Origin of the sequence: Streptococcus sp. VTCC 12886, from assembly GCF_049893425.1 — a bacterium.
GTDB classification, from domain to species: Bacteria; Bacillota; Bacilli; order Lactobacillales; family Streptococcaceae; genus Streptococcus; species Streptococcus suis_AA.
The window spans coordinates 27,181-52,129 of sequence record NZ_JBMVJB010000015.1 but is presented as its reverse complement, the minus strand read 5'-3'; the positions used below and the strand labels follow the sequence as shown (position 1 = coordinate 52,129).

24 protein-coding genes, 1 tRNA gene and 1 pseudogene are annotated in these 24,949 nt (G+C 39.7%); 4 read left to right on the top strand and 22 right to left on the bottom strand.

Annotated elements, in window-relative coordinates; genetic code table 11:
• From ACPC57_RS06210 to ACPC57_RS06200, 3 genes are all read right to left on the bottom strand, one after another.
• Positions 1–125 (bottom strand): GlsB/YeaQ/YmgE family stress response membrane protein (locus tag ACPC57_RS06210; RefSeq protein ID WP_434066520.1); only part of this gene is annotated, 125 nt, incomplete at its 3' end.
• Between the two features lie 536 nt (positions 126–661).
• Positions 662–2,401: an ABC transporter ATP-binding protein gene (locus tag ACPC57_RS06205; RefSeq protein ID WP_434066518.1), complete on the bottom strand. Its 1,740-nt coding sequence runs from the start codon at positions 2,399–2,401 to the stop codon at positions 662–664.
• The gene (locus ACPC57_RS06200; RefSeq protein ID WP_434066517.1) at positions 2,401–4,128 is read right to left on the bottom strand and encodes an ABC transporter ATP-binding protein; all 1,728 of its coding nucleotides are present in this window, start codon (positions 4,126–4,128) and stop codon (positions 2,401–2,403) included. The genes ACPC57_RS06205 and ACPC57_RS06200 overlap by 1 nt, the downstream gene beginning before the upstream one ends.
• Before the next feature lie 545 nt (positions 4,129–4,673).
• On the opposite strand from ACPC57_RS06200, the pseudogene ACPC57_RS06195 reads away from it, so the two are divergent.
• Positions 4,674–4,949: pseudogene (locus ACPC57_RS06195) on the top strand (tyrosine-type recombinase/integrase); the annotation flags it as partial.
• Here the strand turns inward: ACPC57_RS06195 and ACPC57_RS06190 are convergent.
• Positions 4,931–5,003, bottom strand: a tRNA-Thr gene (locus tag ACPC57_RS06190). The pseudogene ACPC57_RS06195 and the gene ACPC57_RS06190 overlap by 19 nt on opposite strands.
• Before the next feature lie 209 nt (positions 5,004–5,212).
• Between ACPC57_RS06190 and ACPC57_RS06185 the strand changes: the two genes are divergently transcribed.
• Both ACPC57_RS06185 and feoB read left to right on the top strand, forming a co-directional pair.
• Complete coding sequence (locus ACPC57_RS06185) at positions 5,213–5,674, top strand: FeoA family protein (protein ID WP_289648506.1); 462 nt, start codon at positions 5,213–5,215, stop codon at positions 5,672–5,674.
• A gap of 8 nt (positions 5,675–5,682) precedes the next feature.
• Positions 5,683–7,833: a ferrous iron transport protein B gene (feoB, locus tag ACPC57_RS06180; protein WP_434066516.1), complete on the top strand. Its 2,151-nt coding sequence runs from the start codon at positions 5,683–5,685 to the stop codon at positions 7,831–7,833.
• Between the two features lie 886 nt (positions 7,834–8,719).
• On the opposite strand, the gene ACPC57_RS06175 is transcribed toward feoB, so the two are convergent.
• The 13 genes from ACPC57_RS06175 to rplK form a co-directional block, all read right to left on the bottom strand.
• Positions 8,720–9,160 (bottom strand): GNAT family N-acetyltransferase, encoded by a 441-nt coding sequence (locus ACPC57_RS06175; RefSeq protein ID WP_434066515.1) that lies wholly within the window; start codon positions 9,158–9,160, stop codon positions 8,720–8,722.
• 68 nt (positions 9,161–9,228) lie between these two features.
• Positions 9,229–10,251 (bottom strand): PhoH family protein, encoded by a 1,023-nt coding sequence (locus ACPC57_RS06170; RefSeq protein ID WP_130555248.1) that lies wholly within the window; start codon positions 10,249–10,251, stop codon positions 9,229–9,231.
• 78 nt (positions 10,252–10,329) lie between these two features.
• Entirely contained in the window at positions 10,330–10,545 is a 216-nt protein-coding gene (locus ACPC57_RS06165) for a YozE family protein (RefSeq protein WP_130555249.1), read from the bottom strand.
• Between the two features lie 181 nt (positions 10,546–10,726).
• A complete protein-coding gene (locus ACPC57_RS06160) occupies positions 10,727–11,005 on the bottom strand; it encodes a hypothetical protein (protein WP_434066514.1) in 279 nt (92 codons plus the stop codon).
• Positions 11,006–11,014: 9 nt separating this feature from the next.
• Positions 11,015–11,935: a 2-dehydropantoate 2-reductase gene (locus ACPC57_RS06155; protein WP_434065507.1), complete on the bottom strand. Its 921-nt coding sequence runs from the start codon at positions 11,933–11,935 to the stop codon at positions 11,015–11,017.
• Positions 11,936–11,944: 9 nt separating this feature from the next.
• Positions 11,945–12,799: an RNA-binding virulence regulatory protein CvfB gene (gene cvfB, locus ACPC57_RS06150; protein ID WP_434066513.1), complete on the bottom strand. Its 855-nt coding sequence runs from the start codon at positions 12,797–12,799 to the stop codon at positions 11,945–11,947.
• Positions 12,800–12,929: 130 nt separating this feature from the next.
• Entirely contained in the window at positions 12,930–13,487 is a 558-nt protein-coding gene (gene frr / locus ACPC57_RS06145) for a ribosome recycling factor (RefSeq protein WP_217374080.1), read from the bottom strand.
• Positions 13,488–13,550: 63 nt separating this feature from the next.
• Positions 13,551–14,282 carry a UMP kinase gene (pyrH, locus tag ACPC57_RS06140; RefSeq protein WP_217374081.1) on the bottom strand — a complete coding sequence of 244 codons (732 nt, stop codon included), beginning with the start codon at positions 14,280–14,282 and terminating at the stop codon, positions 13,551–13,553.
• A gap of 177 nt (positions 14,283–14,459) precedes the next feature.
• Entirely contained in the window at positions 14,460–16,100 is a 1,641-nt protein-coding gene (locus tag ACPC57_RS06135) for a putative polysaccharide biosynthesis protein (RefSeq protein WP_217374082.1), read from the bottom strand.
• 159 nt (positions 16,101–16,259) lie between these two features.
• Complete coding sequence (gene yghU, locus ACPC57_RS06130) at positions 16,260–17,048, bottom strand: glutathione-dependent disulfide-bond oxidoreductase (protein WP_312251825.1); 789 nt, start codon at positions 17,046–17,048, stop codon at positions 16,260–16,262.
• An 8-nt stretch (positions 17,049–17,056) separates the two neighbouring features.
• Positions 17,057–17,266 carry a hypothetical protein gene (locus ACPC57_RS06125; protein WP_434066512.1) on the bottom strand — a complete coding sequence of 70 codons (210 nt, stop codon included), beginning with the start codon at positions 17,264–17,266 and terminating at the stop codon, positions 17,057–17,059.
• Between the two features lie 187 nt (positions 17,267–17,453).
• On the bottom strand, positions 17,454–18,143 hold the full coding sequence (rplA, locus tag ACPC57_RS06120; RefSeq protein ID WP_217374084.1) for a 50S ribosomal protein L1: 690 nt from the start codon (positions 18,141–18,143) through the stop codon (positions 17,454–17,456).
• 40 nt (positions 18,144–18,183) lie between these two features.
• Positions 18,184–18,609 carry a 50S ribosomal protein L11 gene (gene rplK / locus ACPC57_RS06115; RefSeq protein WP_024382554.1) on the bottom strand — a complete coding sequence of 142 codons (426 nt, stop codon included), beginning with the start codon at positions 18,607–18,609 and terminating at the stop codon, positions 18,184–18,186.
• 154 nt (positions 18,610–18,763) lie between these two features.
• Between rplK and ACPC57_RS06110 the strand changes: the two genes are divergently transcribed.
• On the top strand, positions 18,764–19,132 hold the full coding sequence (locus ACPC57_RS06110; protein ID WP_239604110.1) for a DUF3397 domain-containing protein: 369 nt from the start codon (positions 18,764–18,766) through the stop codon (positions 19,130–19,132).
• Between the two features lie 54 nt (positions 19,133–19,186).
• Here the strand turns inward: ACPC57_RS06110 and ACPC57_RS06105 are convergent, their stop codons facing one another.
• From ACPC57_RS06105 to ACPC57_RS06085, 5 genes are all read right to left on the bottom strand, one after another.
• Positions 19,187–20,122, bottom strand: a complete 936-nt coding sequence (locus tag ACPC57_RS06105) for an ABC transporter ATP-binding protein (RefSeq protein ID WP_274504176.1) — start codon at positions 20,120–20,122, stop codon at positions 19,187–19,189.
• Entirely contained in the window at positions 20,119–21,162 is a 1,044-nt protein-coding gene (locus ACPC57_RS06100; protein WP_171989134.1) for an ABC transporter ATP-binding protein, read from the bottom strand. Before ACPC57_RS06100 ends, ACPC57_RS06105 begins: the two co-directional genes overlap by 4 nt.
• A gap of 14 nt (positions 21,163–21,176) precedes the next feature.
• Positions 21,177–22,208, bottom strand: coding sequence for an ABC transporter permease (locus ACPC57_RS06095; protein ID WP_217374086.1), 1,032 nt, complete (start codon positions 22,206–22,208; stop codon positions 21,177–21,179).
• A gap of 10 nt (positions 22,209–22,218) precedes the next feature.
• Entirely contained in the window at positions 22,219–23,133 is a 915-nt protein-coding gene (locus ACPC57_RS06090) for an ABC transporter permease (RefSeq protein ID WP_217374087.1), read from the bottom strand.
• A 70-nt stretch (positions 23,134–23,203) separates the two neighbouring features.
• Entirely contained in the window at positions 23,204–24,850 is a 1,647-nt protein-coding gene (locus tag ACPC57_RS06085; RefSeq protein WP_277837646.1) for a peptide ABC transporter substrate-binding protein, read from the bottom strand.
• Positions 24,851–24,949: the final 99 nt, after the last annotated feature.

Below are 24,949 nucleotides of genomic sequence, written 5' to 3'. Positions count from 1 at the left end.
ATGGATGAACCGACGAGACCGGCTACAATATTTGCAATCCAGCCCATTGAGCCACCTTTATTTGTAATCGCTCCTGCGATTGCGCCAATTACTCCACCTACGATAAGTGTCCAAATGAATCCCATAATGTATTCTCCTTTAATTAAAAATAGTAGAAAAACCAATTTATCGCTTTTAAGAGTAACCAACACTTGTTTGATAGTTCAAGTAGTTTTAAAATTAAAAGTGACAACTTTTGTTTAACTTTGTATTGTTATTTTATCATTTAAGTTGGCACTATGCAAGTTTTCTGCCTACTATTTTAATATTTTTTTACAAAAACAGTCTAAAACCCTTGTTTTAAAAGACTTTTTTCTATATATATTTTTTTATTAAACAATGTAAATTTATCGGATTGTTTAATAAATCAAATGATAAGATTGATAAAAACAATTAAATCACTTATCATTCCAATCTATTTTTCATTTTAGGTTGTCACTTTTATAAAAAAATGGTTCAAAAAAATCCAGTTGTTCCAAACTGGATTTCATAATGTAGAAACACTTTGATATTTCGAGTTGTATGACAATTCTTTCATAGTTGAATGAATAAACATATTTGGGTTGAGGATCTGAATGCCCACCTCGACTGGCTGTCTTTGCCAACTAAAGATTTTTAGTCCTTACACCCTTGCTTGAATCTCATGCATTTGAGAATAAGTGCCACCAAACGCAATCAAATCTTCGTGTTTGCCATGCTCAATGATTCGACCCTGATCCAAGACAAAGATTTGATCTGCATTTTGAATGGTAGAGAGTCGGTGTGCAATGATAAAGGTTGTTCGGCCTTCTTTCACCACTTCCATGGCATGTTGGATAATTTCTTCCGTCTCCGTATCAATATGAGAAGTTGCCTCATCCAAAATGAGGATTTTAGGATCAGAGTAGAGTGTCCGAGCAAAGGCAATCAGCTGCCGCTCTCCACTTGAAAAGGCCGCTCCCTTCTCAACTACAGGTTCATCAATCCCTTTCTCTAAACGAGATAGCATCGGCCCTGCTCCAACTTTTTCCAGGGCTTGCAAAATTCTTGTTTTGTCTGCTGTTTCCTCATTCATGGAAACATTACTTGCAATCGTTCCTGTAAAGAGATAGGGATCTTGTAAAACAATCCCCATGTGACTACGAAGGCTTTCACGAGAATATTCACGAATATTTTTCCCATCAATCAATACGCGACCCGCCTGTGGATCATAGAAACGATAGAGGAGGTTCATAATGGATGACTTTCCAGAACCCGTATGTCCCACCAAAGCAACTGTTTCACCTTTTTCAGCCCGAATGGAAATATCTCTCAAAACTGGTTTGTTTTCTTCATAACTAAAATTCACATTTTCAAACACGACTTGACCTTGATTTACTTCCAAATCATGCTCGCTATCAGGTTCCGCCTCTTCTTCTAAAAGAGCCATTAGACGCTTACCAGTTTCAAAAGAACGAAGCATATTTGGAAATTGCTGAACCAAGGCACCTAATGCGATGAAGATCCCCTCAATGTAATTAACATAAACAAAGAGTCTCCCGGGTGTGACTCCAGGATGGCCCTTGAGAAATTGATAACCAACTACTGTCAAAATCCCTGTAATCACTAAATTTTGTAAGAAGCCACTCAAATTCCAAGTTGCGAGAGACTGAGCCCATATCATCTTGTTGTCTGCACGACGCATCTTGTCAGCAGTAGCTTCAAACTCTTGCATACTTCTTTCTTCTTGTCCAAAGAGTTGAATCAAACTAGCACCGTTCATGGTTTCATTTACCTGAGTATTCACATCACTCCTGGCATCATAGAAGTCCTTCATGGGCTTGTCAGTCATTTTTTTATATGCAAATTGAATTCCAATATATAGAGGAATCAGCAGCAACATCAGCCAACCCAAACTACGATTCATGTAGAAAAGAACAGCATATGTAAATACCAGTCGAACGAAATTGTTAAAGGCATAAACTAAAGTACCATAAAATTGAGTTCGCAGTGTCTCTGTATCATTAACAATTCTAGTTGCAATCTTCCCTGCTGGTTTATCATCAAAATATGAAATAGGCAACCGCTGCATCACATCATAGGCTTGATTTCTCAGATTTTCTGCAATCCGATTGGCACAATGCATGAGCAAGCGCATGGACAGGTAAAAACCAATGGCTCCTAGGACTGTCATCCCCATATATTGAGCGGACTGAGTCAAAAAAACAGTTTCATCAAATGGCAAACCCTTGCTCAAATCTGTAATAGGCCCATCGATAGCCTGCTGAATCAACAGAGGAGCCAACTGAACCAGGGTTGAAGCTAGTAAATAGAAAACTACTGCTACAAAAAATATCCATTTGATGCGTTTGATTTGTTTTAATAAAAATCCTAAAATAGTCATTACTCTCCTCCTTCCTGGCTTTGTTGTCGCTGGTATTGTTCATAATACCAACCTTTTTGGGCAAGCAAATCAGCGGGACGCCCTTCTTCAACGATACGGCCCTCATCCAGAACCAACACCCAATCAGCATGGTTGACAGCAGATAGACGATGGGTCACGATGACATTGGTTTTACCGGCACGTTCTTTTTGAATATTTTGGATAATCTGGCGTTCTGTCCGAGCATCCACTGCAGATAAGGAATCATCTAGGATTAGCAAATCTGGCTCCCGTAAGAATGCACGCGCAATAGAAATCCGTTGCTTTTGACCACCCGAAATAGACACCCCACGTTCACCTATCATAGTGTTAAGCCCATCACTCATCCGTTTTAAATCTTGATCAAATGCAGCCGTAACAATGGCTTGTTCAATCTCTTCAGAACTACTATCTACTTTACCGAGAGCAATGTTTTCTCCGACAGACTTAGAAAAGAGAATGTGTTCTTGTGGAACATAACCAATTTTTTCTTCAAGGCTAGCGCGTTTATAGTCCAATACTGATTGATCATTTATGGTGAAATCACCCTGACCAATAGGATATTGACGGAGGAATTGGCGGACTAAGGTCGTCTTTCCAGATCCTGTTTTTCCGACGATTCCAACGGTCTGTCCAGCTAGTAGGGTCCAATTAATGTCCTGCAGACTGGCTCTTTCCGCCTGTGGATATCGGAAGCTGTAATCCTTGAAAGCAATACTCTCCAGCTCTGCTATTTCCTTAGCCCCATCCACTTCCAAATCATCACCAGTCTCTATTAGCTCTTGCAATTTTTCGAAAGATGTCTTGCCAGTTTGATAAACGAGGATAAAATCTGCCAGTGTCCAGAAGGGCTCTAAGAGCGAACTGACATAGAGTTGCAGTGCAATGATTTGTCCGAGTGTTAATTGCCCTGTCTTCACGGCCTGTGCTCCCATTACAAGTACTATAATCGTTGATAAACCTAAACAAACAGTCGCTAGTGGATTGTATATAGATTGAAGTGAGGTGATACGATCACCACCTTGTGCTAATTGTTTGGTGCGTGCTTGGAATTGAGCTTTTTGAGTCTCTTTCTTACCATAAGCCCGAGTCACTCGAATCCCTTCGATGACTTCCAAAACTTCATTATTGAGTTGAGCTACAGCGTCCCTATTCGCGTCAATCGCCTTATCTTGTTTTCTTCCGATAAAAAATATACAAAGTGTCATGAACAGCATCGGAAGCAAAGCAACCGTAGAAATCTTCCAGTCAATGAAGAACATGGTTGGGATGATAAAGGCTAGCATACCGCCTGCATAGACGACAATCATGAGACCGTAGCCGACCATCTCCATCAAGCCATCCACATCCGTTGAAAAACGGGTCATTACATCTCCTGAGCGAAATTTCTCATAGAATGGTGTTCGCATGGTAACCAATTTTTTGAATGCCCGTTGTTGCATATCAAACTTGAAGTTAACAGAAGCCTGAAATAGTTTAAGGTGCCAAATAAATGCCATAGCATAGTTCAGCAAAGTCACGAGCAACAAGAGCGTCATATCCTGAACTAAAATTGCTTGCGTTAATTCATTTTTTGTTAGTATATCAACCATCCGTTGAATCATTTGCGTCGGTACCAAAAGCGTGGCATCATAAATAATCAAGGTCACGGCAACCAATAAATAGAGCCACTTATGACGCTTGATATAATCAAAAATTAATCGAAACATATATCTCCTTTACAAATCTCCAGCCTGTCATTTGCCACTTTATTCAATAAGCAACAATTGATAGACCTTATACTCAATGAAAATCAAAAGTAGCCTAGAATACGAAGTCGAAGATAGAACTGGAGTTCATCAAGGCAAGTTGACAACGGATAATTTTGGTTTTCGAAGAGTATTACCTTTCTAAGCGCACAAAAAAGCCCAGGGAAGCATTTCACTCCTCCTAGGCTTGCTTTAGTCCACAAAAATAGACCCGTTGTTTTTCAAAAATCATCAATCAATAAGTCAATAAACTTATCTAGCTGAACTGACGTTCAACCTCTACTCTTCATCGAGACCACACTCATGAATGATTTCTAAAATCTGTTTTCCCGCTTAGAAAGGAGTATATAATAAAAAACAGCTTGTTTGACAATAAGTTTTTTGTTCATTTGTCTTACTCCTTTCAGCTTTCTATCCACTATTTTAACACAATAAACATATATGTCAAGGGGTTTTGTTGGTAAAATATTCCCTATTTACCCTCTATTTAAAAGAATTGCCTTTAGAAAATAGTTGGGCGAAATGTCCACATACACTCACTAAGACATACCCACACATCATACTTGATTACTCAAGGAGTCGAATTGATTTCCATTTCCCAATTATTAGGACATAAAAATTTAAACATAACACTCAAAGTCTATGCTCATCAACTGGAATCATTAAAAGAAATGAGTAATGACAAGTTCAAAAAGATATTCGAAAAATTTGGGGCAGGCATAACAAAAACCCCTGTGTATCAAGGGTTATTTGGATTATTTTATGCTAGTTGCCGGGATTGAACCGGCGACCTCATCCTTACCATGGATGCGCTCTACCGACTGAGCTAAACCAGCGTACTTTACTAGTATATCATACATCCAAAATATGTCAATGGATTTTTATAAAAAAAGATTAAGAGAGAGCACGATGAAGAAAGCGATGAAGTAAGCCCGTGAACAAAATATATTCCAGTATCATTAAAGCTAACATATATCTAAAAATTATCTGACATTTTTAAGTATTTGTGTTATACTATTGTTATAAAAATCACAAAGGATGCCTAATGAACATGCAAACACTTCAAATTGGACTAATTTATCTTGTAAAAGACATTCAATTACAAGAAGATGTTCGCAAACATTTGAACCATCTTGGGTTAAAGATAGGGCAAGAAATTCGAATCATTTCAAAAACAAAGGACAATGCAATTATCCAGGTCAAAGCCAGTCGTTTAGCCTTGGATCAATCTGTTCTCAATAGCTTGGTTTTAGAAGAAAAATCAGAACAAGGGCGATCCTTGGCCTTATCAGATCTTCCAATTGGTAGCAGTGCTAAAGTTATTGAAATCTGTGCGACAGGCGCCCTACGCCGTCGTCTCATGGATATGGGTATAACGAAACATACACAACTTCTTCTAAAAAATGTTGCTCCTTTAGGCGATCCATTAGAAATAACACTTCGTGGCTACCATTTAACTCTCCGGAAATCGGAAGCACAAATGATTCTCGTTCAAGTTGCAAGCTAGGTGAATAAATGAAAAAACAGATAGCCTTAGTGGGTAATCCGAACAGCGGGAAGACCACCCTTTTCAACCTACTGACAGGAACCAACCAACGAGTTGGAAATTGGCCAGGTGTAACGGTCGAAAGAAAATCAGGAAACATAAAAAAACGACCACACTTGGATCTGCAAGATCTTCCCGGAATCTATTCCCTCTCACCCTACACTTCCGAAGAGATGGTTGCTAGAGACTACCTCCTAACTGCTCAACCAGCAGCCATTTTAAATGTTGTAGATGCAACGAATCTGGAACGCAATCTATATCTAACTCTCCAATTACTCGAGATGGGTATCCCAACTGTTATTGCACTGAATATGACCGATACTTTGAAACAACAGGGACGGAGTATTAAAGTAGATCAGTTATCTCACCAGCTAGGTTGCCCCATTCAATCAATTAGTGCATTAAAAAAGATGGGAATTCCTCAACTGCTCAGCGAAGTTGAAAGAACGAGCACCCAATCTAACACACCTTATTTTCCGCAATATGAGAAACAATTTGAAGCAGCTATTGCTCAAGTTATTGAATTGTTACCTCAAACAATCCCTACAAGGCAACAACGCTTTTATGCTATCAAGACTTTAGAACAAGATCCAGGCATTTTACATCAACTCAATTTCGGAGAAACTGAAAAAGCAGATTTATCTGAAATTATCATGATTTTGGAGAAAATCTATTCGGATGATATCGAAGCCATAATTGTCAATCAGCGATACCAATTAATTGAAACCATTTCGAGCTCCGTCCAAGAAGAGATTGGAAACGGCCTTAATATTTCTGATAAAGTGGACCAAATTGTAACCAACCGCTTTCTCGCACTTCCTATTTTTGCACTCGTTATGTGGCTAACCTACTTTCTTGCTATCCAAACCGTAGGAACTATTGGGACTGACTGGGTCAACGATGTATTGTTTGGCCAATTTGTTCCAGTAATTATTCAAAATCTTCTTGATACCTTTGGAATTGCTGGCTGGTTACAATCATTAGTACTTGATGGAATTGTAGCTGGTTGTGGAGCTATACTCGGCTTTGTGCCACAGATTTTTGTACTCTTCTTCTGTCTAGGAATCTTAGAAGATATTGGATACATGAGTCGAATTGCCTTTGTCATGGACCGAATTTTTAGACGGTTTGGCCTATCAGGTAAATCCTTTATCCCGATGCTGATTGCTACAGGATGTGGTGTTCCTGGAGTAATGGCTAGTCGAACAATTGAGAATGAACAAGATAGAAAAATCACTATTATGACAGCTACTTTTATGCCTTGTTCAGCCAAACTTCCAATTATTTCACTCGTTGCTGGCGCTTTTTTCCCTGGCAACCCTTGGATAGCACCCAGCGCATATTTCATTGGTATGGGAGCCATTATTCTTTCTGGTTTGGCATTGAAAAAAACAAAGCAACTCGGTGGCTTGGTGAGTCCATTTATCATGGAATTGCCTTCCTACCATCTTCCGCAAATTCAAACTGTTCTTCGTTATTCTTCCGATAAGGCAATAAGCTTTATCAAACGTGCGGGGACCATTATCTTCGTAACCAATATCATCATTTGGTTTGCTAGTTCATACAGCTGGGCTTTGGCACCAGTCGAGACAAATCAAAGCATCCTGGCTTCAATCGGCCATGGTTTTGCCTTTTTCTTCCAACCACTTGGTTTTGGGAACTGGAAAGCTACAATCGCAGCGATTACTGGCCTCCTAGCTAAAGAGACAGTCATTGCTAGTTTTGGTATTCTCTACAAACTGGGAGAAACTTCCGAGAGCAATCGTGAATTGTGGACATTGCTCCAGCAAGATTATTCCGCTTTATCCGCCTACTCATTCCTCATTTTTAACTTGCTCTGTGCACCATGCTTTGCTGCTATTGGAGCCATACATCGTGAGATGGGAAATGCAAAATGGACCTGGATTGCTGTAGGTTTCCAAACAGGACTAGCCTATGCTGTCAGCCTCATCATTTATCAATTAGGAGCTGTTTTTCTCTACCATCACCGACCAACTATTTGGACCGGTATTGCACTGATTTTACTATCTGCAATGGCGTATAGTGTCGTTCGGAAACCTGCTTCCGCCTTACCTATCGTCACTCTAAAAAACATTCAAAAGGAGCAAATGAATGGCTAACTTCATCCTGATATCACTCATTGTTGTATTGTTCGTCCTAGCTATCCGTAGCTTGGTCAAAAGTAAAGGTACCTGCAATGATTGTTCTTGTGACTGTGCTATCAAACAAGAAATTTCTCATCAACATGTTCCAAAACATTCTAAAATCTCATAAACTTCACCTTTAAAATAATTCCATTTTTTAACTGTCAGACAGATAAAAAACTGCCTTTTTTTCTTTATGAAATAGGCAGTTTTTTATTTAGCATATACAAAATTGTGAATTGTTTTTCAGCACGAGATCGATTTTCGCTGATCACAACCGTTTTTGAAGGCATACTGGCAGTATTTTTATAAAACTAGCAATGGGAGTGGGAAAGAACTCGACCAGTCTAAAAAGAGTTCGTCAACAAGACTTTATTTCTAGTTGTTGATCTGAAACAGTCTATTCTCAGAGATCAATTTATGTGAGCTGACTGCCATCTGCTTTTATCTCCCACTTTAAAATGTCTCCCAGACCTTTTAAACTCCCACCCCCGCACAGCTCAAACTGTCTGGGAGACAGTTTGAGGTTGGAGATAAAGCGAAGAACTTTGTTCGCAACAGTCGTAATGGTCAGATTAGGAGTGTGAAACACGAACTGCTGAGATTTGCTGTGCAAATCTTAGCTCCTACCTTTAACAGTCTCCAAGACTGTTAAAGCCAATCAACCACTGCGCTGAGATGTTGACACGAACTCTGAGAAGCGAGGCTGGACTTTCTGCCCAGCCTCTTCGACAATCAAAATCAGATATTGTTGACTTGATTTGATGACTGTCGAGCTCCAGTTGAGCTTGACAGCCTGTTCCCTTGAAATAGAAAAGGAACAGAGTTCTATCTGCATCAGAGCGAAACGAACTAGGTTCGCCTATTTCCAATCTCCAAAATCACATTCTGCTATAACGATTGTTTTTCCAGCCAACTCTTTGACCTCGCCAGTTGGACAAAATCCAACTTTGGACCAAAAATGACTGGACTGAGGATTGCTTTCTACATAACCTAGACGCATCTTTTTGAAGTGAGTTGCTAACTGAGACAGGAGCTCTGCTATGATCTTTGAGCCAAGACCCTGACCAGCCAATCTTGAATCCACCATAAAAAGTCCGATGTAGGCAATCTCTGCAGTCGGATAGCCGTCAATTAGGTCTAGGATGGCAACTATTCGCTCTTTGTCCCAGAATCCTAAAAAATATTTATCTGATAACTCCTTACCTGGTGGACACTCGACAAGGTCATTTGCTAAACTTTCCAGACTAGGCAAGGGTGGAAAATGTTCAAAATAGAGAGGATTGGTCTGGTAGAATGCCAAGACTTGATTTAAGTCGGCGTCTACTAACTCTCGTTCTTGATAATGGTTTATAATGATTTGAATATTGACTAATCTTCATCCTCTTCGCTCCGACCAGACTGTCCAATCGTATCAAAACTTGCTCGACTATCTGCCGCCCGAGCCTCCTCTTCATAGGCATTGATAATCTGGGCAACAACTGGATGGCGAACCACATCCTTGGCTGAAAAATGTACGAAATCAATCTGCGGAATTTTGCTCAGTTTCTCTGTCGCATCAATTAAACCTGACTTAACCTTACGTGGCAGGTCAATCTGACTAATATCCCCATTGACAATCATCTTGGAATTAAAGCCCAGACGGGTCAGGAACATCTTCATCTGCATAATGGTAGTATTTTGCGCCTCATCCAAGATGACAAAGGCATCTTCCAAGGTCCGCCCCCGCATATAGGCCAGCGGTGCAATCTCGATAATCTCGCGCTCCATTAGGCGCGTGGTCTGCTCCTTGCCCAAAATCTGGTAGAGGGCATCATAGACAGGACGCAAATAGGGGTCTACTTTTTCTTTTAAGTCCCCTGGCAAAAAGCCTAAACTTTCGCCTGCTTCTACCGCAGGACGGGTCAGGACAATCCGCTTGACCTGTCCCCGCTTGAGGGCTGTTACAGCTAGAGTAACCGCCAAGAAGGTCTTACCTGTACCAGCAGGTCCAATTCCAAACACGATGTCATGACGCTTTACGCTGTCCACATAGAGTTTCTGTCCAAGGGTCTTTACGCGAATGGGTTTGCCATAGTTGTCCTTGATAATCTCTTCTTCATAGAGGGCAACGAATTTCTCAATCTCATCATTTTTTGCCATGGAAATAGCTGTGACTACATCTGGCGTATTGATAACCAAACCACGACTCACCAAGACAAGGAGAGACTGGATAACAATACGCGCCTGTTCTACATGCTCTTCCAGACCAATCACCTGCACTTTTTCCGTACGGGCATGAATAACCACACCTAGTTCCTGTTCCATCAATCTCAGATGGCGTTCATTCGAACCAAATAGGCTAAATGAATCATCTGGATGCTTAAGTTGAATATCAATTGAATGTTCTAGCAAGAGTTACTCCTTTTCCTGTGCTTTTCTCTATTATAGCAAAAATAGCCCAAACAAGGCTATTTTGTACTATTTTATCCATCAATGTGTCAAATAATCTTCCCAAATCGCATCAAAATCAGCCATGGAAAAGGCAAAGCTGGCCGATTCCTCTAAAAAACGACTGACTTCATCGAAATTATCTGATTGCTTAGGAAAATCAGATTCATCAAAGGCATAATCTGCCAAGATAGCTACTGGTTCATTACTTTTCGGGTTGCGCTGGGTCATCAACCAAGAATAAAAACTTCTTCTCACTAGATTTACTTTCTATGATTTTTTTCGTAGAGCTCTATATAGCGCTCCATAGACATTTTACTAACCAAATCCCCAATCAATTTATAAGGAATATTCTTGGGATTTTTCATACGAACACAGGACTTGCCCATATCCAGTTTGGTAGGTACCTGTGCTTGATAAGCAGCAACGAACCAATCATTCAATTCTGGTCCATATAGATTCCCATGTGGTAGAGGGCGATGTGTGCCTTTTGTGATGCCAAGGCAAGGAATGGCAAGGGCTCTCCCGGTGTGCAGTGATAACCATCAGGGTAGGCAGCAAGCGGCACATAATAGTTAATCATAGCTCCCAAGATTCCTACTTCAAAACCAGCTGGTAACTGTTCCACAATCACCTGATGGAGTCGTTGAACTGCTTCCTTCCGATTTTCAGGCAAGGCAGCCATATATTCTTCAATCGTTTCCGCTTCAATCAGCATGACTTTCTCCTATCTCAACCCCAGCATACTCTCTTTGGCATGAATCATATCCGTTATCATTTGGCAATAGGGTGTTGGAATACCTGTACGTTTGCCCTTAAAAACAACCGCTCCATTCAGATAATCAATTTCTGTCTTTCGACCATATTGGACCAAATCCTGGTGCATAGATGGATAGTGATTGGAAGCCTTCTTCGAAGCATCAATAACATATTTCCAAATAGCTTCTTCGTCAATTCCATCTGCCTCAGACTTAGCAACAGCAATAAATTCTTTGAAAATCCCCTGTACTAGATTCAGTCCAGCCTCCGTACCGAATAATTCACCAATTGTACAGTCTAAAATGGTACAAGTTGGATTCATCACACCATTGACACAGGCTTTCTGCCAAATAGCACTGACAACATGATTGTCATAGGTCACATTTAGTCCAGCTTCATTCAGCATTTCAATAATATCCGCAACTGATTGCTCATCGCCAAGAATATGCTTAACGGAGATAGAACCCGGACCTTCTAAGTGAGCATGTCCAGGACCCTTTAGTCCCGCCAACCACATAGTCACCCCAACCATGATACTTTCATCTGGTACATACCGACGCATGGTCGTCGCATGCCCCAAACCATTCAGGAGACTCAAAACCATGGTAGTTGGACCGATAATCGGCTTAATATCCCGCAACATCTTTGGCAACTGATCAGCCTTAGTCAAAAGAATGATAAAATCTGCTTCTCTCGTTGCTTCGGTCGGTTTCATGATGGGTAAGTGTACAGTTTCCTCTACATCTCCAGTCACTTTCAAGCCGTTTTCTCGAATTGCTTCGATATGTTCTTCCCAATTATCCAGCAAAATCACTTCATGATTTGTCTTAGACAATTGATAACCAAACCGACACCCCATCGCTCCACTACCAGCAATATATACGAGCATAGACGCCTCCTATACCAATTCTGTTCCCACTGAGTCCTTCTTTATTTTCCCAGCCTTCATCAAACCACCAAGAGCTTTTTTGAATTGCCCTTTGGAAATACCAAAGGTAGCCTTGATGTCTTCCGGATCAGACTTATCGTTCAAGGTCATGAAACCTCCATTGCTTTCCAGATAAGTCAATATCATCTGAGCATCATTTTCCAGCATCTCAAATGAACGTGGCTTGAGAGACAAGTTCAAGGTCCGATCAACTGCACGGTAGCCGATGACACGCGCCTCCAAGACCTGACCCAGACGTGGTTCCGCAAAGCGTTCGCTCGGATGGATAAAACCAAGCATGTTGTTGTCTGGCAAATAAACAAAAGTACCATTCATTTTCAAACGGTAGACAATCACTCGCAGAGTTTGGTTTTGCATATTGTCATAAGCAGGTCCAGCCATTTTCTGAAAATCTTCCTGAAAAGCTGGTAGAGCCCAAATGCGGTCCTTCTTATCGACGTCTAATTTGACGTACAACTGATCACCTTTCTTCGGCCAGAGTTCCTTGATTTCTGGCAAAATGTCTAAGGAAACAACCACTTGCTTGTCTGGCAGACCAGTATCCACAAAGACACCCAAATCCTTACGTACCTCTGAGACAGTTCCCCAACCAAAGCTGGTACGACTCGCTCCAACTTCCTTAGTTGTCAAACGGAGTTTTTGTTTCATATCGGTATAGGCAAATCCCTTAACAGATTGACCTAGACTATGTTCTCCTTCTTCCTTGGAGAGCGCAAAGGTAACTCCTCCTTTTTGGACAAAATAAAACTGATCATTTTCGTCAGTCACTAAACCAACGATATACTGTGCTAATAAATCATTCATGATTTTCTTCTTTCTGATTAAAAAAGGGGGAGTCTGTCTAACCCCCCCCTCCATTAGATTTCTTATTGATACACCACTGGAAGTTAGACAGCCCAGTGATGATCTATTTTTTAGCCTAAAAACGTGTTGATTAAACTTCCAACAATTCTTTTTCTTTGTCGGCAGTCATTTTATCAATTGTCTTGATAGCATCATCTGTTACTTTTTGAATATCTTTTTCAAGCGACTTCAATTCGTCTTCCGTGATTTCTTTTGCTTTTTCAGCTTTTTTTGCTTCATCCATAGCATCACGACGGATATTGCGGATAGCAACTTTAGAGTTCTCGCCCACTTTTTTCACATCCTTCGCTAAATTCTTACGAGTTTCCTCAGTAAGAGCAGGAATGACCAAACGGATAACAGTACCGTCAGATTGTGGTGTCAAACCAAGGTCAGATGCGTTCAAAGCACGCTCAATATCTTTTAATATTGACTTGTCGAATGGTGTAATCAATAGAACACGCGCTTCTGGCACTGTAATACCAGCCAACTGGTTCAATGGTGTTGGAGAACCGTAGTATTCAACTGAAATACGGTCCAACAAGCTAGCATTTGCACGACCAGCACGAATGTGGCTAAATTCACGCGCCAAACTCTGATGAGATTGGTTCATGCGCTCTTGCGTTTTAGCAATAATTTCTTTAGACATAAAACTTCCTACTTTTTTTATTTTTCTATTGAATAGATGAAAACTGAACTCAATTTCAATCTATTATTTTTCTGCAGTATAATTTGAAACAGTTGTCCCAATCGGTTCACCAAAGACAACGCGCTTGATGTTCCCTGGTTCATTCATATTAAAGACAACCAAATCAATGTCATTGTCCATTGAAAGTGTTGAAGCAGTCGCATCCATAATTTTAAGACCACGACTAATCACTTCACGGTGGGTTAATTCATTAAATTTAACAGCATTGGCATCTTTCTTCGGATCAGCGTTATACACACCATCCACACCATTTTTTGCCATCAAAATTGCATCTGCCTCAATTTCAGCAGATCGAAGGGCAGCTGTTGTATCGGTTGAGAAGTATGGAGAACCAATACCTGCACCAAAGATAACTATACGACCTTTTTCCAGATGACGGAGCGCACGACCACGAATATAAGGCTCAGCAACCGACTGCATGGCAATGGCAGTTTGTACACGTGTATCTACACCAAGTTGTTTAAGGGAATCCGCCATTACAAGGGCGTTCATAACAGTTCCAAGCATACCAGTATAGTCAGCCTGAACTCGATCCATGCCCGCCTCAGCAGCAGGTTCTCCACGCCATAAGTTACCGCCACCAATTACAAGGGCAATTTGAATACCTGATTCTGCAACTTCCTGGATTTCCTTTGCCATTTCTTGAACGGTTTTCAAGTCAATGCCGATACCACGTTCACCGGCCAAAGCCTCTCCAGACAGTTTTATTAGAATGCGTTCGTATTTAGGTTTCATTCACTTACTCCTCTTTTTTATCCCTACTATTCTACCATAAATTCAATTTTTTTTATACTGAAATCTCCAAGAAAAAAGAAAATCCATCATGAATTTTCTTTGCTTTTATTACGTACTAGCCTATCTTTACTGTACAATGATCCCGCAATACTAGCCAGATTAACCCTCTCGAAGACCCTATCCCAGCCGTAACTTTCTACGTAAAGGTTGTGCTCTACCACCGATTAGGCGGTCTAACTGACGCGTCTTTAATGTCAGTAGACCGAAAATAATAATACCGGCACCACCAGCAATCACTAAATGGATAAAGCTAGAAACATATCCATTTGCTGGAAGAACGATATCTAGAAGGAACTCGATAACCCAGACAATCAAGCCCATCACCGCGGAAATCCAACTAATTGTCACAATATCCTTGACTACTAATTGTTCATCAATATCTAGTATCTTATCAATTCGTTTATAAAAGAGATACAGCATAATACCTAAACCAAAAATTGTTGAAATAAAGCTGCCATAAACTTTAAAAAGATACATCATTGGTACTTGTAAAACAATTTTCACTAGCATACCAATCAAGAAATAATAAATTCCATGTCTGTTTTCAAAGATTGATTGAATAACAACGCTAATGACTGAATACAAGCCCAAAGGAAGAATCATAAAAAGATTCCAAATAAACAAGGTAATAGCAATTTCTTCTGATGGACCATAGAATACCGTATACAAAGGACGAGCTAATAGAACAGTACCAACAATAGCTGGGATTGTAAAAATGAAAAGAAGTTGTAAGTTATCAGCAACTAAATGCGAAGCGGCTTTCAAATTCTTTTGAACAAATTTTTCTGTTATCAATGGAATTGCCACGCTTCCTAAACTCTGGGAAATACCAATAATCATCATAGTAATTTTGTTCGGATTTGCGGCCAAATAAGAATACAGTTCCAATAATTCTGAATTCGAATAGGTTGTAATCCGCTCCATCACATTAATAAAGGTAACCTGATCAATAAATTGCAACAATTGAATGGTTAAACCTAAAATAATAATCGGAATAGCATCCTTTACAGTTTCTCTGATTAACTGACCAGTATGGATAGAGATTTTCTGCTTTTTCGCATGAATCAATCTTCCTAAGTAACCTTGTTTCCATAAAGCATAGACTAATACTGCAACACTGGCAATCATACCAACAAAGGCAGCAAAAGTAGATTGGACAACCGCATCAAGGTAATTCCCATTACCTAATTTCATGATAATAAAGGTCGCTGCTAAAATCCAAATAACACGGACCAACTGTTCTGCGAGCTGACTAATCGCATAGGGCTTCATATCATGACGACCTTGGAAAAAACCACGAAGAATGCTCATAGCCGGGAAAATAAATAAGGGCGGTACGAGACTATACATGACCGGAATCAATTTTTCCCTTGAGCCAGATGCTTCTGCTAACCACGGTGAACTGATATACATGATCCCAGCAAATACCGCCCCAAAGATCAGCATAATTTTGAAGAACTCTCTTACCAGATAGAGAGAAACATCTTCCTTACCAAGAACATTGTATTTTGCAACTTGCTTAGCAATCGCTACAGGTAAACCTACTGTTGAAATCAATAAAAAATTTGCATAAATTTGATAACCCATACTAAAAAGAGCATTTGCTTCTGCTCGGTATTCTCCTAGCCAAATATACCAAGGAATTACATAAGCTACCCCCAGTAAGCGACTTAGAATATTACCTGCAGTCAACCAAGCTAACCCTTTAGCCATTGTAGCCTGTTCTTTTGACTGCTGTATTTCAACTTTTTCAGACATATTCACTAATCTTTCCATATGAGTATCAATTTAATTCTCTCAAAAATCCACATTAACCACTGCTTTTCTTTAAAATTCAAGAGAGTCTAACCCTTTCATTATAAACTTTTATGATACCAAAGTAAAAGAAAAACCCACCCAATGGGTGGGGTGAGTGGTTTAATGATCAATGGACTGATACTTCACTGTCAACCCTCGTTGTACAGCAGGACGCTGAGCAATCTTCTCTACCCAGGCTTTTAGATGCGTATAAGAAGCAACATCTAAAAATTCTGCTGAACCTGGATATAGTTCTCCTTGCACCAAGCGACCATACCAAGACCAAATAGCGATATCAGCAATAGTATAAGTGTTACCTGCCACATATTCTCTAGTCGCTAATAACTGATCTAACAAATCCAGCTGACGCTTGGTCTCCATTGTATAGCGATTAATCGGATATTCTTGCGCGGTCGGAGCATAATGGAAGAAATGTCCAAACCCTCCACCAACAAATGGAGCTGCGCCAGTTTGCCAGAAGAGCCAGTTAAGGACTTCAGTCCGTTCAGCCCATTCTTTCGGTAAGAGAACATCAAATTTTTCTGCTAAATAGAGAAGAATATTTGCTGATTCAAAGACGCGAACGGGTTCTTTTTCAGAATAATCTACCATGGCTGGAATTTTGGAATTGGGGTTGATAGCAACAAAATCGGAGCCAAATTGGTCTCCTTGACCGATATTAATGAGAAACAGGTCATAATCTGCATCCGAAACACCAAATTCCCTCAGTTCTTCCAACATGATAGCTACTTTAATACCATTTGGCGTTCCCAGTGAATAAACTTGGAAAGGTTTTTCTCCTTTTGGTAGTTTTTGTTCAAAGCGACTACCTGCTGTGGGGCGATTGCCGGAACGGTTGTCATTTTCATCTTCCCACTTCCATACGAGTGGTTTTATATATTCTGTCATGTTTTCCCCTATTCTATCTTACCTGGAATGATGCTTGCATAACGATAGTGATTTTGAAGTTCTTGAAGATAGCGAGCTAACTGAACCAATTCCTTAGGTGCTCGACAAGTCAGAGCAGTTATCTCTGCGTTAACAAAACGACTGAGATACCCAGCAAGGATATAGAGGTTCACCTCCTTATCCAACTGACCTACAACCTCCAACATTTTTTCACGCAAGTCTTTCGAAAATACCCCTTGTGAAAGATTGTAGGCCGCAGAAAGGTAGTTATAAAACTCATCTTTTTTCCGCTATTTTCATTGGATGACTCCTTTATGTAAATTGAATATAGTATAAATCGAAATCAATTGCTTGTCAAGAAAATCTCAAGAAAAAAAGATTGCCCTAAGACAATCTTCTTATTGATTAAAGTGAGTTAGGATCAACTTTGATACCAACACCTTGTGTTGTTGTGATTGTTACTGAAGTCATGTAAGTACCTTTAGCTGTAGCTGGTTTAGCTTTAGCCATTACATCGTGGAATGCTTTGAAGTTTTCAACGAGTTTGTCAGCGTCAAATGATACTTTACCGATAAGAGCATGTACGATACCTGCTTTGTCAGCACGGTAAGTGATTTTACCACCTTTAGACTCTTCAACTGCTTTAGCAACATCCATTGTTACTGTACCAGTTTTAGGGTTTGGCATCAAGTTACGTGGACCAAGTACGCGACCAAGACGTCCAACAACAGCCATCATATCTGGAGTTGCGATAACGACGTCGAAGTCCAACCAACCACCGTTGATTTTAGCAACAAGGTCATCTTCACCAACAAAGTCTGCACCAGCAGCTTTTGCTTCTTCTGCTTTTGCACCACGTGCGAAAACAAGAACACGTGAAGTTTTACCAGTACCATTTGGCAATACCATTGCACCACGGATTTGTTGATCAGCTTTACGAACGTCGATGTTCAAGTTGTAAGCAACTTCAACAGACGCATCAAATTTAGCGAAGTTAGTTTCTTTTGCAAGAGCAACAGCTTCTTCTACGCTGTACAGTTTTGTGCTGTCGATTTTCTCAAGAGCAGCACGCAAGTTTTTGCTTTTTTTAGCCATATTATATGTCTCCTTGTAATCAGATAAACTTGGGTGCTACTTAGTCAGTAACAGTGAATCCCATAGAACGAGCAGTACCTTCGATCATACGCATTGCAGCTTCTACAGATGCAGCGTTCAAGTCAGGCATTTTAGTTTCAGCAATTTCTTGTACTTGTGCACGAGTAACTGTTGCAACTTTAGTTTTGTTTGGTGTACCTGAACCTTTTTCAACACCTGCAGCTTTTTTCAACAGAACAGCAGCTGGTGGTGTTTTAGTGATGAAAGTGAATGATTTATCTTCATACACAGAGATAACGACTGGGATGATCATACCAGCTTGGTCAGCTGTACGAGCGTTGAACTCTTTAGTGAATCCCATGATATTGATACCTGCTTGACCAAGTGCTGGTCCGACTGGTGGAGCTGGAGTAGCTTTACCTGCAGGAATTTGAAGTTTTACAAGTTTTTCGACTTTTTTAGCCATGATATAAAATCCTCCTATTGTGGTTTTGGCGGTAATTACAGATTTTTACCTCCCACAAATATGTGTTTTACACATACCTTTTCATTATACACGATTTTCAAAGAAATGCAAGCTTTAGGTTTACTTTTGTTCACATTTTTTATAGAATAGACTTATGTTTGAATCAATGATTTTTTTAAAGATTGCGGCAATATTATTTCTTTTTCTGACTTTGGCACTTTCCATTATTGTTGTCAATTTTTTTAAATTGCAAAAAAGAGGATGGAATTTTGCGGATATTGCTTTTCCATTATTTGCCTTTGAGTTTTATCTTATTTCTGACAAGGCTTACTATAGTAGCTTAATACCTCATCTGACCTTCTCACTGTCAGTACTTGCCATCGGTCTTTGTCTCTTCTTCTTGCTTCAAAAAAGACAGTTTAACTACAAACGATTTTTCAAAGTATTTTGGAGAGCTGGCTTTATCTTGACATTCCTGATGTATTTGGCCTTGGTGATTGCTGTCCTAACTTTAAAAAACTAAGTTCGAAACTTATCACATACAAAAAAACCTGAAATTTTCAGGTTTTTTTATTTCTTATTTGTTTCGTTCAGCGCGGTATGCCGCAGCCTCTTCTTCTGTAGCCAATACAAAGTGACCAGGCGTAATCTCATGCATCTGACGTTCTTGACCATCTAATTCAGCACTTGGATCGTATTCCATATGGACACGACCTTTTTCAAATTCTGGATCCGGTTCAGGGATAGCAGAAAGCAAACTCTTCGTGTACGGATGAATTGGATCATTGTAAACAGCATCCGACGTTCCAATTTCCAACATTTTACCCCAGTGCATAACACCAATACGGTCAGAGATGTACTTAACCATTGACAAATCGTGTGCAACAAAGAGGTAGGTTAGACCTTGTTCTCTCTGCAATTTTTGCATCAAATTAACAACTTGTGCTTGAATGGAAACATCTAAAGCTGAGATTGGTTCGTCAGCGATAATGAATTTTGGACGAACTGCTAAGGCACGTGCAATACCAATCCGTTGTCGTTGTCCACCTGAAAACTCATGCGGATAACGCGTTAAATGATCCTTATTTAAACCGACTAAATCCAATAAATGTTGAACACGCTCATCCCGTTCTTCTTTTGAAGGAGTCAAGCCGTGAATGTCCAAACCTTCTGCAACAATATCTCTGATTTTCATACGACCATTCAAACTAGCTTGAGGATCTTGGAAAATCATTTGTGCATCTTTTCGAAATTCTTTCAAATCTTTTCCAGAAAGCTTTGAAATAGACTGGCCATCAAAGAGAATATCGCCAGCATTATAGTCATACAACTTTAGAATGGTACGGCCAACTGTTGTCTTTCCTGACCCAGATTCACCAACGAGACCAAAGACCTCTCCTTCATAAATGTCAAAGGAAACATTGTCAATGGCTTTAACTTCGTTTTTCTTACCTGCATTAAAAGTCAATGAAACATTTTTTAGTTCAACGAGTTTTTTTCTACTTTCGCTCATTGTTTCTCCTTCTTACTATTCCATTTTTCCCAACGTTTCAAGATTGCTAACGGTGGTGTAATTTCAGGAGCTCGCTCATCTAACAACCATGTTGCTGCATAATGGCTATCTGAAATTTGGAACATTGGCGGTTGCTCTTCAAAATCAATATCGAGAGCATATGCATTTCTGGCTGCAAAAGCATCTCCAACAGGAGGATTCAACAAATCTGGGGGAGTTCCAGGAATGGATTCCAAACTTCCAGAAGCAGTCTCTGTTGTCGGCATAGAGTTTAATAATCCCCATGTGTAAGGATGTTGCGGATTATAAAATACTTCCTCAACCGTTCCAACTTCCACTATCTTCCCTGCATACATAACTGCTACACGGTCTGCCATACCAGCTACCACACCCAAATCATGGGTAATAAAGATAATAGAAGACTGTGTTTGAGACTGTATTTCTTTCATCAAATTTAAAATTTGCGCTTGAATCGTCACGTCTAAGGCAGTTGTTGGTTCATCCGCAATTAGAATTTCTGGATTCGCTGCAAGTGCAATCGCAATGACTGCACGTTGACGCATCCCACCTGACCACTGATGTGGATAGTCTTTAATGTGCTCTTCAGCATTTGGAATACCAACCTTCTTCATGAGCTCCAAAGCACGTTTCAAAGCCTCAGATTTCGATACTTTTTCGTGCAACATAATTGGCTCAGCAATTTGCATTCCAATGGTCATTGTTGGATCCAAACTTGTCATTGGATCTTGGAAAATCATGGCAATTTCATTTCCACGAACTTTTACCCACTCACTCTCTGACAACTCACTCAAGTCTTTATCTTTAAAATGAATCTTACCTGACAAATGTGCATTTTTTGCATTTAAGCCCATTAGCGTACGTGTTGTTACTGATTTCCCTGAACCTGACTCTCCAACAATAGCCAGAGTCTCTCCTTTATTTAAAGTAAAACTGACATCACGAATCGCCTTGACTTCACCTGCATAGGTATGAAAGGTAACATTTAAATTTTCAACTTGTAAAATCGTTTCTTTATTCATCACATCCTCCATTCCTAATCAGCGCTTGATTTCGGATCAAATGCATCGCGTAAGCCATCACCCAATAAGATAAACGCAAGCGAAATCAGTACTAAAGCAGCCGCAGGAATCATTACTTGATAAGGATAATATTGTAAGTTTTCTTGAGCGTCTGTAATTAATGAGCCAAGTGATGCAGTTGGTGGTTTAACACCTAAGTTGATGGCTGACAATACAGATTCATACATGATTGCACTAGGTACAGTCATCATAATTTGGACAATAATGATACCTGAAATATTTGGTAAAACATGTTTAAAAGCAATTTTCAGGTTGCTCTCACCTAACGCACGAGAGGCAAGTACAAAGTCACGCTCCTTGTAGGATAGGGTTAGGTTTCGCACCTGACGAGCCATTGATGTCCAACCAACGATAGCAATTGAAATAATAATGGATGTTACACCGTTTCCCAATAACAAACCAAGCATCGTAACGATAACTAAGTTTGGAATAGAAGAAATGACCTCAATAATACGTTGCATGATGGTATCTACTTTACCCCCTAAAAATCCGGATATCAAACCATACGTCACACCAATAATCAAGTCAATCAAGGTAGCAATCACTGCAATTAAGAGGGAAATACGAATACCAACAGTCACCCGTTTGGCAATGCTTCGTCCTAGGTTGTCCGTACCTAAAATAAACTTAACACCCTCAGGCACACTCTGATCTGCATAGGCATCATTTGCTTCAGTATTTCCTGAATAAACAATTGAGCCATTCCAGAATGGTAAGTTATCACTAATTTTTGGTGGCAGGTTACGGTAAATTTCTACTTGCTCACTATTAAACTTATTAGCCGATTTTGTTGAAACTACAAATGTGGAACCAATTGCAAATACAAGTAAGAATCCAATAAACCACAACGAAACAACTGCCAGTTTATTTTTCTTTAATCGTCTCCATGCATCTTGCATAAAAGACAAGGCTGGTTTTTCAATTTTTTCCTGGGAGTCTGAGCTACCAGCACCAACCAAAGTAAATGTTTTTCTTTGTTCTGTCATTATTCACTCCTTATCCCAGTCTGACACGTGGATCCACAATGCTAATGATAATGTCCGTAATCAAAATAGCAATCATGAGCATCATTGCATAGACAATTGTAGTCCCCATAATCACTGGATAGTCTTTTGTAGGAATTGACGTTACAAACTGTTGACCTATCCCTGGAATAGAAAAAATCTGTTCAATCAAAGCTGAACCCGTCAAAATATTAGCTGCCATTGGTCCAACCAAGGTCAGAACAGGAATCATTGAATTACGGTAAGCATGATGTTTGGTTACTTGACGATTTGTCATACCCTTTGCACGCGCCAACTGAATATAGTCGGTGTTCAAGGTTTCAATCATTTCACTTCTGAAGAAACGTGTAACCTGTGCAAAAACTGGGATTGCAAGGGCGAAAGTTGGCAAGATTGTTTGTCCAAATGTTCCCCACCCTGAAAGAGGCAACAGTGCCCATTTAAAACCAAGATAGTCCAACAAAAGCAAACCAATGATGAAGGCTGGTACTGAAATTCCCAGAGTTGAAACCACACTTAAAAAGCCATCAATTTTATTGTTTTTGTTACGAGCGGAAACAGCCCCGATTAACAAACCACCACTTATACCAACAACAAGAGCTTGAAAACCAAGATGTACAGATACTCCTAGGCGTTGTGTAATCAATTTTGAAACAGACTGGTTAGCAGATTGGTAACTTGTACCAAGATCTCCATGTAAAATATCATTCAGATATTTTAGGTATTGTTGCCACAGTGGCTTGTCCAAACCATACTGTTTATTCATTATTTCAATCATTTCATCAGTAAGTCTCGGACTATTGTAAGGAGTCCCAGGCATAATTTGCATCAGAAAGAAGGAAAGGGTAATAACAACCCATAGTGTCACCAACAGAATGGCGATCCTTTTCAATAGATATTTAGTCATATTATTCCTCAAAGCAAAAGCAAGAATTGGCAGATCCAATCCTTGCAAATTTGTTCATCATTCGTACAACTTATTTAGTTTTGTAAGCATGTGTGAAGTCCACATCAAGACCTGTTGAATTACGAACTAGACCTTTGATGTTAGGGTTTTGCAATCCTTTGTTAGACAAGTTGTAAAGTGGGTTGTAGTGTGAACCCTCGTAAAGAACTTGTTCTGCTGCTTTGTAGTCTGCTGCCCCTGCATCTTTGTCCAAAGCATCAGTTGTCAAAGCTTTTTCATAAGCAGCGTCAAACTCAGGGCTATTTACTTTACCGTAGTTATAAGCTGAACCAGATTGGAACAAACCGTAGAATGTTGAACCTTCTGGATAGTCACCGCCCCAGCTTACGAATGCAACTTCAAAGTTTTGATTTTTTGTATCTTCCAAACGTTGTTTAAAGGTTACAAATTTTTCTTCAACAGTTAAGCCTGGAAGAGTTGTTTCCCAAAGTTCTTTGATGTAGTCAGTTGCTGCTTTCTTGATTGGGTTATCTGAATCTGCTGTAATTGTCAATGTTAAGCTATCAACACCTAACTCAGCCAAACCTTCTTTGAACAATTGCGCAGCTTTCTTCTTGTCAAATGTATACGGTTGTGACACAAACTCATTTAAGTCTGTACCATCAGTCAATGTTGCCAAACCTTTTGGTACAAATGCAGTTGCTGGGTTTGTACCAGTATCAGCTGCGGCTTTTACAAGTCCTTCACGGTCAGTTGCAAGGTTCAAAGCTTCACGAATTTTTTCGTTTGTCAAAGCTTCTACACTACCAGTTTCGTTGTATACCAAGTAGTCTGCACGAGCTTCAGCAATCTCGATGACATCTTCATTGTTTTTATTAGCATTGTAGATTGCAGATGTTTGAGAAATGTTTGCAAAGTCAAGCTCACCTTGTTTATACATCTGAACCGCAGTATCAGGCTTTTTAACAGTTTGAACGTTTACGGTCTCTGTTTTTACATTTTCCGCATCCCAGTAATTTTCGTTTTTCACAAGTTTAAAGCTACCGCTTGTACCATTCCAATCTTCTACAACGAATGGACCAGAGTACAACATCTTATCTGAAGATGTACCGTAATCTTCGCCAGCTTCCTTAACAAATGATTCTTTTTGTGGAACAAAGTTAGAGAAAGTTAACAAGCTTTCGAATTGAGGAGCTGGAGTAGACAAGGTAAAGATAACTTTGTTTCCATCCGCTTTTACACCCAATTCCTCAACTGGTTTTTCACCAGAAATAACTTCATCAGCATTTAATACATGGGCATCCGATACAAGATATGCATACTCAGACGCAGTTGCTGGATCTACCATACGACGCCATGTATAAACAAAATCTTCAGCAGTGATGTCGCTACCATCAGACCATTTAATACCATCACGAAGAGTAGCTGTAAATGTTTTACCATCTTCAGAAACTTCAACTTTTTCAGCTAAGTCAGGTTGGTTTTTACCATTTTCATCTACACGAAGCAAGTTACTTCCAGCATTACCGATTGCCATTGCTGAATAGCGATCTGTGTTTTTTGAAATATCTAAAGTAAGAATTTCAGTAGGTGTATACCAATTGATTGTAGAAGTGTCTGATGATGAAGATTTTGAACCTCCATTACCACAGGCAGCTAATACAGAAAGTGTAGCAACAGCCAAACCAGCTGTAGCAAGTTTTTTCCATTTATTCATAAGATAATCTCCCTGATTACGAACTTTTTAACAACTTTTTAAGTTATGCTTAAGATTATATACTAATCTTTATTCACTAGCAAGTGTTTGATAAAATTT

Excerpts from the sequence above, each read along its gene's own strand:
- ACPC57_RS06100 (WP_171989134.1), bottom strand. The coding sequence starts at position 21,162 with ATGAATAAAGAAACGATTTTACAAGTTGAAAATTTAAATGTTACCTTT.
- ACPC57_RS06095 (WP_217374086.1), bottom strand. The coding sequence starts at position 22,208 with ATGACAGAACAAAGAAAAACATTTACTTTGGTTGGTGCTGGTAGCTCA.
- ACPC57_RS06110 (WP_239604110.1), top strand. The coding sequence starts at position 18,764 with ATGTTTGAATCAATGATTTTTTTAAAGATTGCGGCAATATTATTTCTT.
- pyrH (WP_217374081.1), bottom strand. The coding sequence starts at position 14,282 with ATGAAACCTAAATACGAACGCATTCTAATAAAACTGTCTGGAGAGGCT.
- ACPC57_RS06205 (WP_434066518.1), bottom strand. The coding sequence starts at position 2,401 with ATGACTATTTTAGGATTTTTATTAAAACAAATCAAACGCATCAAATGG.
- feoB (WP_434066516.1), top strand. The coding sequence starts at position 5,683 with ATGAAAAAACAGATAGCCTTAGTGGGTAATCCGAACAGCGGGAAGACC.
- cvfB (WP_434066513.1), bottom strand. The coding sequence starts at position 12,799 with ATGAATGATTTATTAGCACAGTATATCGTTGGTTTAGTGACTGACGAA.
- yghU (WP_312251825.1), bottom strand. The coding sequence starts at position 17,048 with ATGACAGAATATATAAAACCACTCGTATGGAAGTGGGAAGATGAAAAT.
- ACPC57_RS06085 (WP_277837646.1), bottom strand. The coding sequence starts at position 24,850 with ATGAATAAATGGAAAAAACTTGCTACAGCTGGTTTGGCTGTTGCTACA.
- ACPC57_RS06200 (WP_434066517.1), bottom strand. The coding sequence starts at position 4,128 with ATGTTTCGATTAATTTTTGATTATATCAAGCGTCATAAGTGGCTCTAT.
- ACPC57_RS06160 (WP_434066514.1), bottom strand. The coding sequence starts at position 11,005 with ATGCTGATTGAAGCGGAAACGATTGAAGAATATATGGCTGCCTTGCCT.
- rplA (WP_217374084.1), bottom strand. The coding sequence starts at position 18,143 with ATGGCTAAAAAAAGCAAAAACTTGCGTGCTGCTCTTGAGAAAATCGAC.
- ACPC57_RS06185 (WP_289648506.1), top strand. The coding sequence starts at position 5,213 with ATGAACATGCAAACACTTCAAATTGGACTAATTTATCTTGTAAAAGAC.
- ACPC57_RS06135 (WP_217374082.1), bottom strand. The coding sequence starts at position 16,100 with ATGTCTGAAAAAGTTGAAATACAGCAGTCAAAAGAACAGGCTACAATG.
- ACPC57_RS06155 (WP_434065507.1), bottom strand. The coding sequence starts at position 11,935 with ATGCTCGTATATATTGCTGGTAGTGGAGCGATGGGGTGTCGGTTTGGT.
- ACPC57_RS06105 (WP_274504176.1), bottom strand. The coding sequence starts at position 20,122 with ATGAGCGAAAGTAGAAAAAAACTCGTTGAACTAAAAAATGTTTCATTG.
- frr (WP_217374080.1), bottom strand. The coding sequence starts at position 13,487 with ATGTCTAAAGAAATTATTGCTAAAACGCAAGAGCGCATGAACCAATCT.
- ACPC57_RS06090 (WP_217374087.1), bottom strand. The coding sequence starts at position 23,133 with ATGACTAAATATCTATTGAAAAGGATCGCCATTCTGTTGGTGACACTA.
- rplK (WP_024382554.1), bottom strand. The coding sequence starts at position 18,609 with ATGGCTAAAAAAGTCGAAAAACTTGTAAAACTTCAAATTCCTGCAGGT.